The sequence below is a fragment of the Synechococcus sp. CS-205 genome, from assembly GCF_025128255.1.
Classification (GTDB): Bacteria; Cyanobacteriota; Cyanobacteriia; order PCC-6307; family Cyanobiaceae; genus Regnicoccus_A.
In genome coordinates this window covers 1-13,959 of record NZ_JAHLZB010000005.1, presented here as the reverse complement: position 1 = coordinate 13,959, position 13,959 = coordinate 1, and the positions used below count along the sequence as shown (strand labels likewise).

The following is a 13,959-nucleotide window of genomic DNA, read 5'->3' as shown; positions in this document are numbered from 1 at the left end:
GCGCTCCCCTGACCGGCCAGGGTTGTCGCTGTTGTGTGGGTTGGTTCAGTAATTGGCCCCGCTGCGCCGCTTGTGCACGGCGGTGGTGCCGGAGGCATCCAGCAGGGAACCGTGGCTCACTTCGGCGTAGATCAACCAGTGATCGCCGCATTCCATCCGCTGGCTCACCCGCGCCTCCAGCCAGGCCAGAGCTTCGGGCAGCACCGGTTGCCCCCCTGGGCTGTTCTCCAGCTCCAGGCCGGCGAAACGATCGGCGCCGGGTGGGAAAGGCTGCAGAAACTGCTTCATCGGGCCGCTTTCACGGCCTGCGGCCAGCACATTGAGGGCGAACCCATCGCCCACGTGCAGCAGCGCTTCGACGGCGCGGTCCCTGGCCACCGCCACGGTGAACCCGGGTGGGTTGAAACTGGCCTGGCTGACCCAGCTGGCCACCATGGCCCCCGACAGCGCGTCCTTCCCTTCACCCTTGCGGGCGGTCAGCACGCACAGGGAACCCACCACCCGCCCGAGGGCCAGCACGGCCGGGTTGCTGCGGCTTTCGCTCAGGCCACCGGCGGCCACCCGCTTCTGGCGTTTGTGGCGCTGCTGCAGCTCTCGGCCCAGGGCCGTGCCGGTTTCCTCGAGGCGTTTGAGGGTGGCACCGTCGGGGCTGAACTTCACCCGGATCGGCTCGAAGGCGAAGCGGAAGCCGCCGTCGCGCAGTTTGCTTTCCAGCAGGTCGATCGCCTCACCACTCCAGCCGAAGCTGCCGAACACGCCAACCGGCTTGTCGCGGTCGCCCTCCGCCAGCAGGGTGCCCAGGGCGGAGACGATCGGTGTGGGGGCATGGCCCCCGAGGGTGGGGGAGCCGATCATCAGCGCGTCGCAGCCGCGGATGGTCTGCAGGAGCTGCTCGGGGGGCGCGAATTCACAGTTCAGGCTCTCGACCCGCACTCCAGTGCGCGCCACCCCCTGGGCCAGGGCGTCGGCGATGGCGGCCGTGTTGCCGTAGGCGCTGGCATAGAGCAGGGCCACCGAGAGCTGGGCTTTCTCCTGGCTCTCCCCCCAGCGGCGGTAGTCGGCCAGCAGGCTGCGCCAGCTTTCGCTGATCGCCGGGCCATGGCCGGGCGCGATCGTGCGGATCGGCAGCTCATCGAGGCGGTCGACCACCGTTTCCACCTGGCGGGCCATCGGCGCCATCAGGCAGTCGTAGAAGTAGCGGCGATCTTCCTCGGTGCTGTCGCGGTTGGCTTCGGCCCAGACCTCGCTGCAGCGGTGGGCGGCGAAGAACTTGCCGCTCATCAGCAGGCCCGTGCGCTCCTCGAAGGCCACCAGGGCGCTGGGCCAGCGGGGGGTGGGGGTGGGGATCAGGCTGAGGCGGAACCCCTGCGCCAGCTCACGGCTGACCTCCTGCTTGACCACATCGATCGGGGGCAGGGGGGGCAGCGGCGGCTCCGGCTCCGCATCGGCGGGAGTGGGCTTTCGCTGGCTCCAGAGCTCCTCGAGCAGGCGTGCTCCGGCATTGGAGGCCACCAGCATCAGGGCCGGCCAGCGCGACGCCAGTTCCCGCAGCAGGGCCACCCGGTTGGGGTTGAGGTGGCCCACCACCACCTTCAGCGCCGCGTCCGCCGGCACCAGCTCGCCCAGCCGCTCCAGGAAAGGGCCGGAGAACGAGGCCCCCGGCGGATGGACCAGCACCGGCGGCACCATGGCACCTGAGCTGGTGGCGCCAGCCTCGAACAGAAAGGCGTTGGCGGTGGTGCCTCGCTCCAGGCCGTACTCGACTTCGAAGCGGAGGCGGTTGGGGCTGAGGCCCCGCAGGCAGACCAGGCCTGACTCGATCGGCAGCACGATCACACGCCGGTCTGCCGCCGCTGCAGCGGTGGCGGGCGCGGCGGGAGAGGAAGAGGCCATCAGTAGTGGTTGCCCACCTTGCGGTGGTGCACGGCGGTGGTGGCCTCACTGTCGGCCACCGTGCCTTCCTCCACCTCGGCATAGATGATCCAGTGGTCGGGACCCTCCATCCGCTGGGCCACCCGGCAGCCCAGGAAGGCAAGCGCATCCCCCAGCACGGGGCCGCCGCTGGAGACTCCATCGAGGGTGGCCACACCGGAGAATCGATCGGCCCCGGGGGGGAAGCGCTTGAGGAAGTGGCGCAGCAGCTCCTGGTGGTTGTCCTCACGCAGGATGTTGAGCACGAAGCGGTCGCCCACCTGCATCAGGGCTTCGATCGCCCGATCCTTGGCCACGGCGATCGAGAGCCCTGGCGGATCGAAGCTGGCCTGGCTCACCCAGCTGGCCACCATGGCGCTGCTGCGCTCCCCCTGGCGGGCGGTCACGATGTAGAGCCCGCCGCTGAGTCGACCGAGGGCCTTGTCGAGGTCGCCATCGAGCGACTTCATCGCCGCGATCGTGCGGGCGCGGGTGAGCAGCTGGCCCAGGTCGGTGCCGGCCTCCTCGCAGCGCTGGTAGTCGTTGCCGTCGGGCACCTGGCGGATGCGCAGCGGCTGGAACGCCTCCTTCTGGCCGAGGGTCCGAAGCTGGGCGGCCACGCTGTCGACCGGTTGGTCGTTGCCGCCGTAGGCGTCGTAGACCGCCACCCATTGCTTGGGCTTGAGGGCGGCCAGCAGGGTGCCGATCGCTTGCTGCAGTTCAGGATCGGGCTTGGCCGGCCAGGTGGGCACCACCACGGCGCTGGCCTCGCCCACCAGGGCCGCCAGTTCCTGGGGGTCTGTGGCACGCAGGTCGACGAGCTGAACCTGCGCTTCAGCCTTGCCGATCCCGCGGGCGATCGCCTGGCTGAGACGGTCGCAGAAGCCGTACTGGCTCACATAGCAGACTGCGGCATAGGTTTCGCCGGCACTGCGCTGGCTGCTCCACTCGCGGTAGTCCCCGGTCCAGAGGCCCAGATGGTCGCGCAGCAGGGGGCCATGGCCGGTGGCGATCATCCGGATCGGCGGCAGCGCGTCCATGCGCTTGAGCGCCTGCAGCACGCTGCGGGCATTGGGTCCCATCAGGCAGTCGTAATAGAAGCGGAAGTCGGGGGCGATCGCGCCGGGATCCACGTCGAAGATGTCGTCGCCGCAGTAATGCAGACCGAAGGCATCGCAGGTGTAGAGGATGCCGGTGCCGTGATCGAAGGAGAAGATCGTGTCGGGCCAGTGCAGGTTGGGGGCGCTCAGGAACTCGAAGCGGTGCTGCACGCCGCTGGATGGGTTGGTGCCCAGGTCGAGTTCCTCGCCGCTCTTCACGGCGCGGCTGCGGAAGGGCCGGTGCACCTGGTCGGCCAGGAACTGGATCGCCACCTTCGAGGCCACGATCTCGATCTCGGGGTTTCGCTCCAGCAGGTGGCCGATCAGGCCGCTGTGATCCGGCTCAGTGTGGGACACGATCAGATGATCGATCGCGAGCGGATCGATCTGCTCCTCGAGCAGGGGCAGCCAGGTGCCCGCGAACTTGAGGTGGCTGGTGTCGATCAGGGCGGTGCGCTCACCCCGCACCAGGAAGGCGTTGTAGGTGGTGCCGTTGCGCAGGCCGAACTCGATGTCGAAGCGGCTGCGGTCCCAGTCGAGCGAGCGGATCGTGGTGGTGTCAGGCCCGATCGCTTCGCACTGGAGCGAGAGGCGTTGAGGTGCAGCGGTGGCGACAGTCATCGACGACGTCTGCGTGGGCAGCAACTCTAGAAACGCCGTGGGGACTTTCTTGGCTCCACAGGCTCCCGGGGCCAGGCCAGGACGATTCGACAAAATGATGGCAGCCATCAGGGCGCGGCTGCGTCAGCAGGACGGTTCCACCACAGGGACGATCCAGCCGCATCGCTGACCATCAACGGAAGCAGGGGGTTTTCCCCGGCCAAGCCCGGTTGCCCGAACCCCACGGCCTGAGTCAGCTGTCCATGCACAGCCTGGAAGTCCGGCTGGATGGCTCGATTGATCACTGGCGCTGATTGCTGTGATCAAGGCTCCTGTGGTTCTTGGGACTGGCAATCAGCCAAACGTCGGCATTTCCATCTAAAACTGCTGGCCACCTCTTCTTCACTTGATGGATGTTTTGCCAGCGCTGCTGATGGAAATCGGCAGCCACCAGGTTGAAGTGGCTGAAACCCTGATCGGGGTCGGCCGGTTTCTCGTGATTTTCGTGGCGGCCCGCGCCATCGCCGAGCTGATGGTCCGCCTGCAGCTCCCCACCATTCTGGGCGAACTGGTCGCCGGGGTCTTGATCGGGGTCTCCGGTCTGCACCTGGTGGTGCCCCCCGAGACCCAGGCCCAGCTCAGTGGTGCGGTGCTCGGCCTGGTGGCGTCCCTGGCGGATGTGACCCCCGCCACCGTGGAATCGATCTACATCGAAACCTTCCCCAACCTCAAGGCTGTGTCCCAGATCGGCCTGTTCGCCCTGTTGTTCCTGACCGGCCTCGAGAGTGAACTCGGTGAACTGATGGCGGTGGGGGTCCAGGCCGGCTCCGTGGCGGTCACCGGCGTGGTGCTGCCCTTTGCCCTGGGAACCGCTGGCCTCTACTACTTCTTTCACGTGCCCTTCATTCCCGCCGTGTTCGCCGGGGCGGCCATGACCGCCACCTCGATCGGTATCACCGCCAGCGTCTTCGGCGAGCTCCAGTGGCTGAAGCGCAAGGAGGGGCAGATCGTGATCGGTGCTGCCGTTCTCGACGACATCCTCGGCATTGTGATCCTGGCGGTGGTGGTCTCCCTGGCAGGTGGCGGGGCCTTCAGCGTGGGTCCCATCCTCAAGCTCTGCACAGCGGCGGTGATCTTCGTGGCGGCGGCCCTGTTCCTCAGCCGTACCGCCGCCCCAGCCTTCGACTGGGTGGTGGACCGGCTCAAGGCCCCCGGCGACGTGGCGGTGGCCAGCTTCGTGGTGCTCACCCTCTGCTGCTTCGCTGCCCAGGCCATCGGCCTGGAAGCAGCGCTCGGCGCCTTCGCCGCCGGCCTCATCCTCAGCGCCTCGAAGCACACCCACGACATCGACACGGCCGTCAAGCCGCTGGTGGCCCTGTTCGCCACGGTGTTCTTCGTGCTGATCGGCACGGGCATGGACCTCTCGGTGCTCAACCCCTTCGATCCCGCCAACCGGGAAGGCCTGGTGGTGGCCCTCTTCCTGCTGGTGGTGGCCGTGGCCGGCAAGGTGGCGGCGGGCTGGACCTACAGCACCAAGGAACCCACCAATCGCCTCGTGGTGGGTCTGGGCATGATGCCCCGTGGTGAAGTGGGCCTGATCTTCCTGGGGCTCGGGACCCAGGCCGGCATTCTCACCCCATCCCTGGAGGCCGCGATCCTGCTGATGGTGATCGGCACCACCTTCCTGGCCCCGATTCTGCTGCGGCTGGTGATCGGTGGTCAGCAGGAGCCGGTGACCCAGCCCATCTGAGGCCCATGGCCACGGGTTCCGTTTATGCGGGCCGGAGGGTCTGTCTCACCACGCTCCACGGCAAGGAGCGGGTGCTCGCTCGTCCCTTTTTTCATGGCCTGGGGGCCGAGCTGGTGGTCTGCGGTTGCGATACCGACCAGCTCGGCACCTTCAGCGGTGAGATCGAGCGTGCGGCAGACCCGCTGAGCACCTGCGTGCGGAAGGCAGCTCTTGGCCTTGAGGCCTCCGGCCTGCGGCTGGGTCTGGCCAGTGAGGGCAGCTTCGGCCCCCACCCGGCTGTGCCCTTCCTGCCCGCGGGCCAGGAAGTGCTGGTGTTCCTGGATCAGGAACGCCAGCTCACCGTGGTGGAGCAGCTGCTCGACCTGCGCACCACCTTTTCAAGCCGAACGCTGGAGCCGGCGGACCTCACCACCGCCGGGCTCAGCAACTGGTTGCAGCGGGTGCAGTTCCCGAGCCATGCCTTGATGGCCCGCCCGGCACCGCCGGGCGGCGGCCCCTGCATCAAGGGGATCCGCACCGCCGCAGCTCTGGAGGATGCGATCAGGCGCTGCGCCGCCGGCTCAGCCGATGGCGCGGTGCAGCTGGAAACCGATATGCGGGCCCACTGCAATCCCACCCGCATGGCCAGCATCCGCCGGCTCGGCTTCCAGCTGGTGCGGCGGTTGCGGCAGCAGTGCCAGGCCTGCGGTTCTCCAGGCTGGGGGCGAACTGAGATCATCGCCGGGTTGCCCTGCCGTAGCTGTGGTAGGGCCACGCCGTTGGTTGCTCAGGAGCGCCTGGGGTGTTCATCCTGCGGCCATACCGAGATCATGCCCCGGCGGGATGGCCGGCGAGAGGCTGATCCGATGCACTGCCCCTGGTGCAATCCCTGAACGGAGTGTCTGTCGGGGCCGGGATCTCCAGGATCAGTGGTTCGGGCCGGTTGGTTGGAGTAACTCAGAACAAAACGGCTCACTCTGCTGTTGGTGCCACCACAGCACTTCGCGCTGATCACACTGCCTTATGCATCCAATCTGAGATGCTGTAGGCCTCAATGGACGCATTTCGGCAGTCAGGCCTTAGGCTTTGCGGACTCAATTCCAGGCCAAGCTCTCTCCCGTGATTTGAGGGCTAGGGACTTATTTACGGGCTTCCAGTGGCCCATCTCATCACGATTGACTTGATTTTCGATCGGTGGATCTCTTCCCCTCCTCTGTGATCCAGCTGGTCAGGCCATCTTCACCCTCTTGCTGAACTTGCCGTGCTGATGACTCCGTCTCTGGCCCGTTCTCCTCCGCCAGGAGAATCTGGGTTCCAGTTTTCCGCCTCATTCCTGGGCCAAGGGCAGCATTCTGTATGCCATTGGTTTTTCTCCTTCAAGCCCACCTAGAGGATCAAAGGTGTCCGACTTTTTCACGCTCTTTCTCAAGCAGGTTCAGTCTCCAACGCTTGGCTTCCTGATTGGTGGCATTATCGTCGCCGCCCTGGGAAGCCAACTGAAAATTCCAGATTCGATCTACAAGTTCATCACCTTCTTTCTGCTGCTGAAGGTTGGATTGAGTGGTGGCATCGCCATTCGCAAGTCCAACCTGTCTGAGCTGCTTCTGCCGGCCCTGGCGGCGGTGGTGCTAGGCATCCTCATCGTGCTGATCGCTCGGTTCACTCTGGCGAAACTATCTGGCATCCGATTCGTCGATGCTGTTGCCACGGGTGGTCTGTTCGGTGCCGTGAGTGGTTCCACCCTCGCGGCTGTTCTTCCCCAGTTGGATTCAGCAGGCATCGAGTACGAAGCCTGGAGTGCCGCCCTGTACCCCTTCATGGACATCCCTGCTCTGGTGACAGCAATTGTGGTGGCCAGCATCTATACAGGGCAACAGGCTGGCAGCTCATCTGACAAAGTTGAGATCTGGACGATTATCAAGGAGAGTCTGCAGAGTTCAGCGGTCACGGCGTTGCTGCTTGGCGTTGCTCTTGGTATTGCCACCAAGCCTGAGCCTGTGTATGAGAGCTTTTTCAACCCGCTGTTCCGGGGCTTCCTCTCGATTCTGATGATCATCATGGGGATGGAGGCCGCCCAGCGCATGAATGAACTGCGCAAGGTTGCCCAGTGGTTTGCCATCTATGGCTTTTTTGCACCGATCCTGCATGGCTTCCTTGCCTTCGGGATGGGCCTGGTGATTCACAAGATCACCGGCTTCAGCATCGGTGGTGCTGTGGTGCTGGCTGTGATCGCTGCCTCCAGCTCTGACATCTCGGGCCCGCCCACCCTTCGTGCAGCCATTCCCTCGGCGAATCCTTCTTCCTACATTGGTTCTTCCACCGCCATCGGAACTCCAGTGGCGATCGCCGTCTGCATCCCGCTCTTCATCGGGATTGCCCAATCCATGCTTGGCACGTGAGCTTGCTCGCCAAGTTGTTCATTCATCTTTCACTCAGAGGTCACAGCAATGAGCCAGCAAGTCTGGAAGCTCATCATCATCACAGAAGAGATTCTGCTCAAGAAAATCGCCAAGATCATCAAGGAGGCTGGCGCCAGCGGCTACACCGTTCTTGCGGCGGCAGGCCAAGGCAGCCGGAATGTCCGCTCCACGGGCGAGCCGAGTGTGTCCCACGCCTTTTCCAACATCAAATTTGAGGTGTTGACGTCGTCCCGTGAGTTGGCCGATCAGATCCAGGAGAAGGTGGTGGAGAAATACTTTGAAGATTACTCGTGTATTACCTACATCTCTACTGTGGAAGCACTTCGGGCGCACAAGTTCTGATCTTGCCCCGCCAGGCCTGATCTTATTCGATTCCCGGTTGTGTACCCATCCATGGCCGGGATTCTCGGTCCGCGTGAGCGAAGAAAAAGCCCCGGCGCTGGGGCCGGGGCTTGGGTCCTCTTGTCTCGATCAACGCCTTGGGCGTTGCTTTCGGCTCTCCGGTGTGATCAGCTCTCCACCTTCACCACCACAGTGCTGTGGGTCTGGGCTTTGGGGGCCGTCAAGGTGAGCAGGCCGTCGCGGTAGCGGGCTTCGATCCCCTCCCGCTGCAGGCCCATGGCAAACCGGAAGCTGCGGCTCCAGGTGCCATAGCGGAATTCGCTGTGGATGGGGCCGCCTTCCTTGGCGTCGTCACTGCCGCTGCTGGTCTGGGAGCGGCGCTCGGCGCTGATCAGCAGGGAGCGGTCTGTGGCTTTCACTTCGATCGAGTCTTTGTCGACGCCGGGCAGTTCGAGCACGACCTCGTAGGCCTGATCGGTTTCATGCACTTCGGCGGCTGGTACACGCTCGGCCTGGTTGACCTGTTGCTCCAGACGCTCGAGCAGATCAAAGGGGGAATGGCGCAGGGTCAGCATGGTGGTGTCCTTCACTAATGAGAGTTCCGGGTGGTTCCGGATCACCCGCTTAGCCAATGTGGATGATCCAAATGAGATCAAGGGATGAAGAAACCGTCCGGTTCGGTACGGTCTACCCCCAGAAGTCGGTCTCTACACCAGGGCTGGAGGGAGAACCGGCAAAGGTGCTTCCGGCAGCCACCACCAGTTGGAGAAGGCGGCCGCCTGGCCGCGGTCGCGCCCCTGGAGATCGCGCAGGGTCCAGAGGCGGGCGCCGTTGATCACGAAGCGGCGGCCATGGCTGTCGATGCGGATGCCGGTGTAGCCGCTGATCGCTTCCTGGGTCCGGGCGCTGGCCAGCAGGCGGGCACGGCCTGAGCGTTCGGCGGGCTCGGCTGTGAGCCGGGAGGGCATGCCCACCATCTCGGCCCAGGGGCGGCGCCAGAGCACCAGAGCGGCGCGGTTGGCGTAGATCAGCCGGGGGTCGTGGTCGGGGCGCTCAGCGTTGCCGTCGTGGGCGAGCACCACGGTGGAGGCGGCAAACAGCTCCTGAGCCCGCTGACGGGCAGGGCCTGGCGTGGGTTCTGGGCAGCCTGGGAAGGCCGCCGCGCTGGAGGTGGCGAGCAGGGGCCGGCCGAACGCCCGCTGGTGGGAGTGTTGCAGCCAGGTGACCCGCTCGATCACTGCCGGGCTGAGCCAGGGTGCTTCGCTTGGGGTTGACCCAGGCTCAGTCACCGGCATCGGAGTTGCCCCCACCCATGGCCTGGGCCAGGGCCAGCTGGCTGACCCGGCCGGCCTGGGCCTGAAGCAGGCTCAGGAAACGGTGGTTGGCCTCGGGGAACAGAGGTTCGGTGGCCAGGGGCAGCTCGCCGGCTTCATCGAGCCCGGTCTCTCCCTCCATGGCCGGGGTGATCACCACCAGATCCGGATCGAGCGCTGAGGTGTACGACCACCAGCGGCTCGGGTCGCTCACGGCGGGGTGGACAGGGTGCGGCACGTGTGCGGCGGCCCGGCGCTGGCCGCTGGCGGCTGCAGCCAGCTGCTTGCGTCGGCGTTTGGCCAGGTCGGCCAGCAGCTGATCGCGGGAGCGTCCGCGCAGCTGGAAGAGCACGAAGGGGTCTTCGCTGAAGCGATCACCCATCAGGTAGTAGACGGCGCTGACGTGCTTGCAGGGGTTGGCTTTGTCGGGGCAGCTGCACTCGCTGCGCACTTCCTGCAGCTTGAAGGGAAACAGGCGGCGGCCGCTGGCGGCGAAGGCACGCTCGATGTCCTGGGGCATCTGGCCGGCCAGCAGCTGCGCCGACCAGCGGGCCTTCTGGCCGAGGGCCTCGAGCACGTAGCCCCAGTCGTCGTCGCTGAGCACATCCAGCCAGAGCTTCACCTTGTAGGGCTCGGCCTCGGTGCCCTGCACGCGGGCATGCACCCGCCGCCCCTCGAAGCGGATCGAGAGCACGTTGCCCTCGCGCACGTACGACCAGGCGCGCTCAAGGCGTTTCTTGTAGCGGTAGGAGTTGATCAGCTCCATCCACTGCTCCACCCACCAGGGCTGTTGCCCCAGGCCCTGCTGGCCCAGCTGGGTGGTGATCGGGCTGCCGCCGAAGGCAAGGCCGGTGCCGGAGATGGTCATGGAGAAAGTATGCCGAGTCGGGGGATCCCAGGCGCCGCACGTCTGTCCCCGCCAGGCTGAAGTGGTGCTGCTGACTGAGCATGGCCCGTACTGCCGAGCGCCTGGCCGTCAACGTGTCCGGTGCGTTCTACGTGGATTCCAGCTGCATCGACTGTGGCACCTGCTGGCAGTTCGACCCGGAGCATTTCGCCCCCACCGGTCGCACGTCGCATGTGTGGGCCCAGCCGGCCGGGAAGACGGAGACCCGCGCAGCGTTGCTGGCGCTGCAGGCCTGTCCGGTGGCGGCGATCGGCACCACCCGGGAGCTGCTGGCCCAGACGCCCGCCGATGGCTTCCCGGCCTTGGTGGCGAGCTTGCCGCGGGGGGAGGTGCACTACTGCGGCTGGGCGTCGCGCAAGAGCTTTGGGGCCAGCAGCTGGCTGATCACGCGACGGCGTCCCGATGGCAGCCCCGACAACGTGCTGATCGATTCCCCGCGCTGGAGCGCTCCCCTGGCCCGCCGGATCGAGGCTCTGGGCGGTGTGGGCCGGATCCTGCTCAGCCACCGCGACGATGTGGCCGACCACCAGGCCTGGGCCCAGCGTTTCGACGCCGAGCGCTGGATCCACAGCGCTGATGCCGATGCGGCACCGCAGGCGGAGCACCGCTTCGAGGGCACGGAGCGGCTGCGGCTCGATGACGACCTGCTGGTGATTCCGGTGCCGGGACACACGGCCGGCTCCGTGGCGGTGCTGTTCGCCGATCAGGTGCTGTTCAGCGCCGACCATCTCTGGTGGGGCGTGGATCCGCCTGGGGTGGTGGCCTCCCGGCGGGTCTGCTGGTGGAACTGGGAGGAGCAGCTGCGATCCGTGGAGCGGCTCCTGGATCTGGACGTGCGCTGGCTGCTCCCCGGCCATGGCCGCTGGCATGCGTTCGCCCTTGGCGAGTGGCGCCGGGAGCTGGAGGCCACGCTGGCGCGGGAGGGACAGGGCGGGGAACTCTGAAGGTGGATGTGCGTTGAACGCATGGCTCAGGCTTCAGGCCCACGGCTGATGGATCGTTTCCGGGAGGAGATGCAGGTGAGGCATTACGCCCGGCGCACGATCACCAGCTATGCCCAGTGGGTGAAACGCTTCCTGCGCTTTCACGGCATGCGGCATCCGAGGGAGATGGGCGAAGAGGAGATCAATGCCTTCCTGTCTCATCTGGCTACGGAGGGGCAGGTGAGTGCTTCCACGCAGAACCAGGCGCTGTCGGCCTTGTTGTTTCTCTACCGGACGGTGCTGAGCGGAGATGTGGGGAACCTGGAGGGAGTGGTTCGCGCCCGGCAGCGCAAGCGGTTGCCGGTGGTGCTCACAGTGGCTGAGGTGAAGGCGGTGCTGAGTCAGCTCGACGGTGTCGAGCAGCTCGTGGCGCAGCTGTTGTACGGCAGCGGTCTGCGGCTGATGGAAGCCCTGCGGTTACGCGTCAAGGATGTGGACTGCCAAGCCCGGCAGCTGACCGTTCGCAGCGGCAAGGGTGACAAGGACCGGGTCACCATGCTTCCAACCAGTGTGGTGGAGCCCGTGCAGGCCCATCTGCTGGCCGTCCGGGAGATCCATCGGGCTGATCTGGCGGCCGGGTGGGGCCGTGTGATGTTGCCCCTGGCACTGGGACGCAAGTATCCGACCGCAGCTTCGGAGTGGGCCTGGCAATGGGAGTTTCCGCAGGCTCACCGCTGGCATGATCGGAACAATCGAACCGAAGGTAGGCACCACATCGACCCATCCCTGATCCAGAAGGCCGTGAAGCGAGCAGTGCTGAGCGCAGGAGTCAGCAAGCAGGCCAGTTGTCACACCTTTCGGCATTCGTTTGCCACTCACCTACTGGAGCGTGGCCATGACATTCGAACCATTCAGGAGTTGCTTGGACACAGTGACGTGAAGACGACGATGATCTATACGCATGTGCTGAATCGCGGCCCCTGTGGGGTGATGAGCCCAGCAGACCTTTTGTAGCGAAACAAACATTTGGTTCTCGGACCTGCCGAAGTTCTCTTGAGCGATAGGGCAATGAGAGAAAGGGCCTTATGCTGGAAGGGATTTCAGCCATTGGCTTGGAACGCTTAGGGTTCTTATGCGGCCAAGGGGACTGAGCAGAGGGCGGATACCGGACCCGCCGAAATACTGTTGATTTGTCCGCGTTTTTACGGTTGTGTGAGTTGCGTAGACTATTTGCGCGGCAAACCAACTATCGCTAGAGCCGACACCGCCTGCTAGCCGAACGACGTTCGGTAGAACGGCGGTGCGGCTCAGCTCCAAGTTCTGCAAATGAATGACCAACTCGAATCGCCCGTAGCAGTGTGGGCATTTTGGGCGTGGATCGAGAGCCATTCGCATTAAGGTGAGAGCCTCCCATCCATCCCTCCACTCTTGCGGTTCGTCACCTTTCAGAATTGGCGTTTCCTTGGTGAGCGGCCCTTTACAGTGGGGACACTCCGCGACCGACTGACCTGCATGAAGATGCAGAACAAGTCGGTCGAGGTCAACGGGCGGGGCGGTGTGTGTCGGAGTTTCCATGTGGTTAGTTTCCTTTCTGGTGAGGCGTCGGGGCGTTGTCCGCCCGTGCCTCACCTATTGCGTTCGGCTTACTTTCGCACAGCCGCGACCACGAAAGCGCTGCCGACTGTGAGGCACTGCTCGGAGTCGAGCGCACCGAGCAACCCGACCAGTTCACGATGCACGCAATCCCAATCGCCCCGAGAAACAGAAGCAGCCAGAATCCCTTGCTCCACAGGATGAATTTCCAGCGCGGCGTCCTGTGCTCCGTGTATCCCCAAGCGCACCCGATGATTTCTGTTTGTTCTTCGCATAGCCAATCCCGAAGCCGAACAAGCGGATTCTGTGAACCGCCTTCAACGCCGGACTTAATTTGTGAGGTTTTCATAGGCGGTCACAGATCCTTGACGTTAGTTTGACCTTGCAAAGCCCTTGATGCAGGTTCTCTTGGTGGGGTGCCTGGGTTTCAGGTTACAGTGGGTTTAGGAGGTGTGTCATGTCAGTACTTATTGACGAGAAGCTAGAGGAGATCGCCGCAGCTTGCAAGCGATATGGGATTGAGCGTCTGTTTGTCTTTGGCTCAGCTTTGAGAGAGGACTTTAGGCCTGGAGAAAGCGATATTGACCTTCTTGTTGAGTTTGGCCCACTGGAAATCACAAAGCGCTTCCATGTTTACCTTGACGCTCGCGAGGCGTTCAGGAATATCTTTCAGTCTGACGTTGACTTGGTGATGCAGGGAGCGGTGAAAAATAAAGTTATTGCAGGCGAGATCGATCGTACAAAGCAGTTAGTTTATGGCGCGTGATCTATCCGCCTATTTGCAGGATGTCCTTGATGCCTGCAATTCGATTCAAGACGTCATGAGCGGCGTCTCGTTGGAGGACTACCGAAGCACGCGTGCCGTGAGATCTGCTGTCGAGCGAGAGTTCATCATTATTGGTGAGGCCCTTAGAAGGGTCAGAAGCCTTGATGAGACGCTGTTTAGCTCCATATCCAATTCTCGTGCGATCGTTGATTTTCGGTATCCATTCAGGGGTCGGGATGGCTCGCCAGGAACTCCGCTCCTGCTGATCTCTTGACGGCACGGTAATTCCCGCTTGTATCTCAGGCAGAGACTCCATGAGATGCCCACCCCTCCGGCCGGAATATCAGAAACGGAT

General features: G+C 64.3%; 13 protein-coding genes. 8 read left to right on the top strand and 5 right to left on the bottom strand.

The window, feature by feature from the left end:
* Window positions 1–45 precede the first annotated feature (45 nt).
* Together KQ297_RS00650 and KQ297_RS00645 are read right to left on the bottom strand one after the other, a co-directional pair.
* Window positions 46–1,893: a diflavin flavoprotein gene (locus tag KQ297_RS00650; RefSeq protein WP_259737722.1), complete on the bottom strand. Its 1,848-nt coding sequence runs from the start codon at window positions 1,891–1,893 to the stop codon at window positions 46–48.
* Complete coding sequence (locus tag KQ297_RS00645; RefSeq protein WP_259737721.1) at window positions 1,893–3,632, bottom strand: diflavin flavoprotein; 1,740 nt, start codon at window positions 3,630–3,632, stop codon at window positions 1,893–1,895. Before KQ297_RS00645 ends, KQ297_RS00650 begins: the two co-directional genes overlap by 1 nt.
* 388 nt (window positions 3,633–4,020) lie before the next feature.
* Between KQ297_RS00645 and KQ297_RS00640 the strand changes: the two genes are divergently transcribed.
* The 4 genes from KQ297_RS00640 (at window position 4,021) to KQ297_RS00625 (ending at window position 8,102) form a co-directional block, all read left to right on the top strand.
* A complete protein-coding gene (locus KQ297_RS00640) occupies window positions 4,021–5,361 on the top strand; it encodes a cation:proton antiporter (protein ID WP_259737720.1) in 1,341 nt (446 codons plus the stop codon).
* A 5-nt stretch (window positions 5,362–5,366) separates the two neighbouring features.
* Window positions 5,367–6,233 carry a DUF6671 family protein gene (locus tag KQ297_RS00635; RefSeq protein ID WP_259737719.1) on the top strand — a complete coding sequence of 289 codons (867 nt, stop codon included), beginning with the start codon at window positions 5,367–5,369 and terminating at the stop codon, window positions 6,231–6,233.
* A gap of 507 nt (window positions 6,234–6,740) precedes the next feature.
* Window positions 6,741–7,739, top strand: coding sequence for a sodium-dependent bicarbonate transport family permease (locus tag KQ297_RS00630; RefSeq protein ID WP_259737718.1), 999 nt, complete (start codon window positions 6,741–6,743; stop codon window positions 7,737–7,739).
* Window positions 7,740–7,787: 48 nt separating this feature from the next.
* On the top strand, window positions 7,788–8,102 hold the full coding sequence (locus KQ297_RS00625; protein ID WP_185464893.1) for a P-II family nitrogen regulator: 315 nt from the start codon (window positions 7,788–7,790) through the stop codon (window positions 8,100–8,102).
* A gap of 167 nt (window positions 8,103–8,269) precedes the next feature.
* Here the strand turns inward: KQ297_RS00625 and KQ297_RS00620 are convergent, their stop codons facing one another.
* The 3 genes from KQ297_RS00620 to KQ297_RS00610 form a co-directional block, all read right to left on the bottom strand.
* Window positions 8,270–8,677: an Hsp20/alpha crystallin family protein gene (locus tag KQ297_RS00620; RefSeq protein ID WP_259737755.1), complete on the bottom strand. Its 408-nt coding sequence runs from the start codon at window positions 8,675–8,677 to the stop codon at window positions 8,270–8,272.
* Between the two features lie 132 nt (window positions 8,678–8,809).
* Window positions 8,810–9,397 (bottom strand): MEKHLA domain-containing protein, encoded by a 588-nt coding sequence (locus KQ297_RS00615; protein WP_259737717.1) that lies wholly within the window; start codon window positions 9,395–9,397, stop codon window positions 8,810–8,812.
* Complete coding sequence (locus KQ297_RS00610; RefSeq protein WP_259737716.1) at window positions 9,384–10,283, bottom strand: SWIM zinc finger family protein; 900 nt, start codon at window positions 10,281–10,283, stop codon at window positions 9,384–9,386. Before KQ297_RS00610 ends, KQ297_RS00615 begins: the two co-directional genes overlap by 14 nt.
* Before the next feature lie 80 nt (window positions 10,284–10,363).
* Here KQ297_RS00610 and KQ297_RS00605 point away from each other — a divergent pair, with 80 nt between their 5' ends.
* From KQ297_RS00605 to KQ297_RS12770, 4 genes are all read left to right on the top strand, one after another.
* On the top strand, window positions 10,364–11,266 hold the full coding sequence (locus tag KQ297_RS00605; protein WP_259737715.1) for an MBL fold metallo-hydrolase: 903 nt from the start codon (window positions 10,364–10,366) through the stop codon (window positions 11,264–11,266).
* Window positions 11,267–11,287: 21 nt separating this feature from the next.
* On the top strand, window positions 11,288–12,259 hold the full coding sequence (locus KQ297_RS00600; protein WP_259737714.1) for an integron integrase: 972 nt from the start codon (window positions 11,288–11,290) through the stop codon (window positions 12,257–12,259).
* Window positions 12,260–13,295: 1,036 nt separating this feature from the next.
* A complete protein-coding gene (locus KQ297_RS00595; RefSeq protein WP_259737713.1) occupies window positions 13,296–13,604 on the top strand; it encodes a nucleotidyltransferase family protein in 309 nt (102 codons plus the stop codon).
* Window positions 13,594–13,878: a DUF86 domain-containing protein gene (locus KQ297_RS12770; protein WP_399250918.1), complete on the top strand. Its 285-nt coding sequence runs from the start codon at window positions 13,594–13,596 to the stop codon at window positions 13,876–13,878. The genes KQ297_RS00595 and KQ297_RS12770 overlap by 11 nt, the downstream gene beginning before the upstream one ends.
* Window positions 13,879–13,959 lie beyond the last annotated feature (81 nt).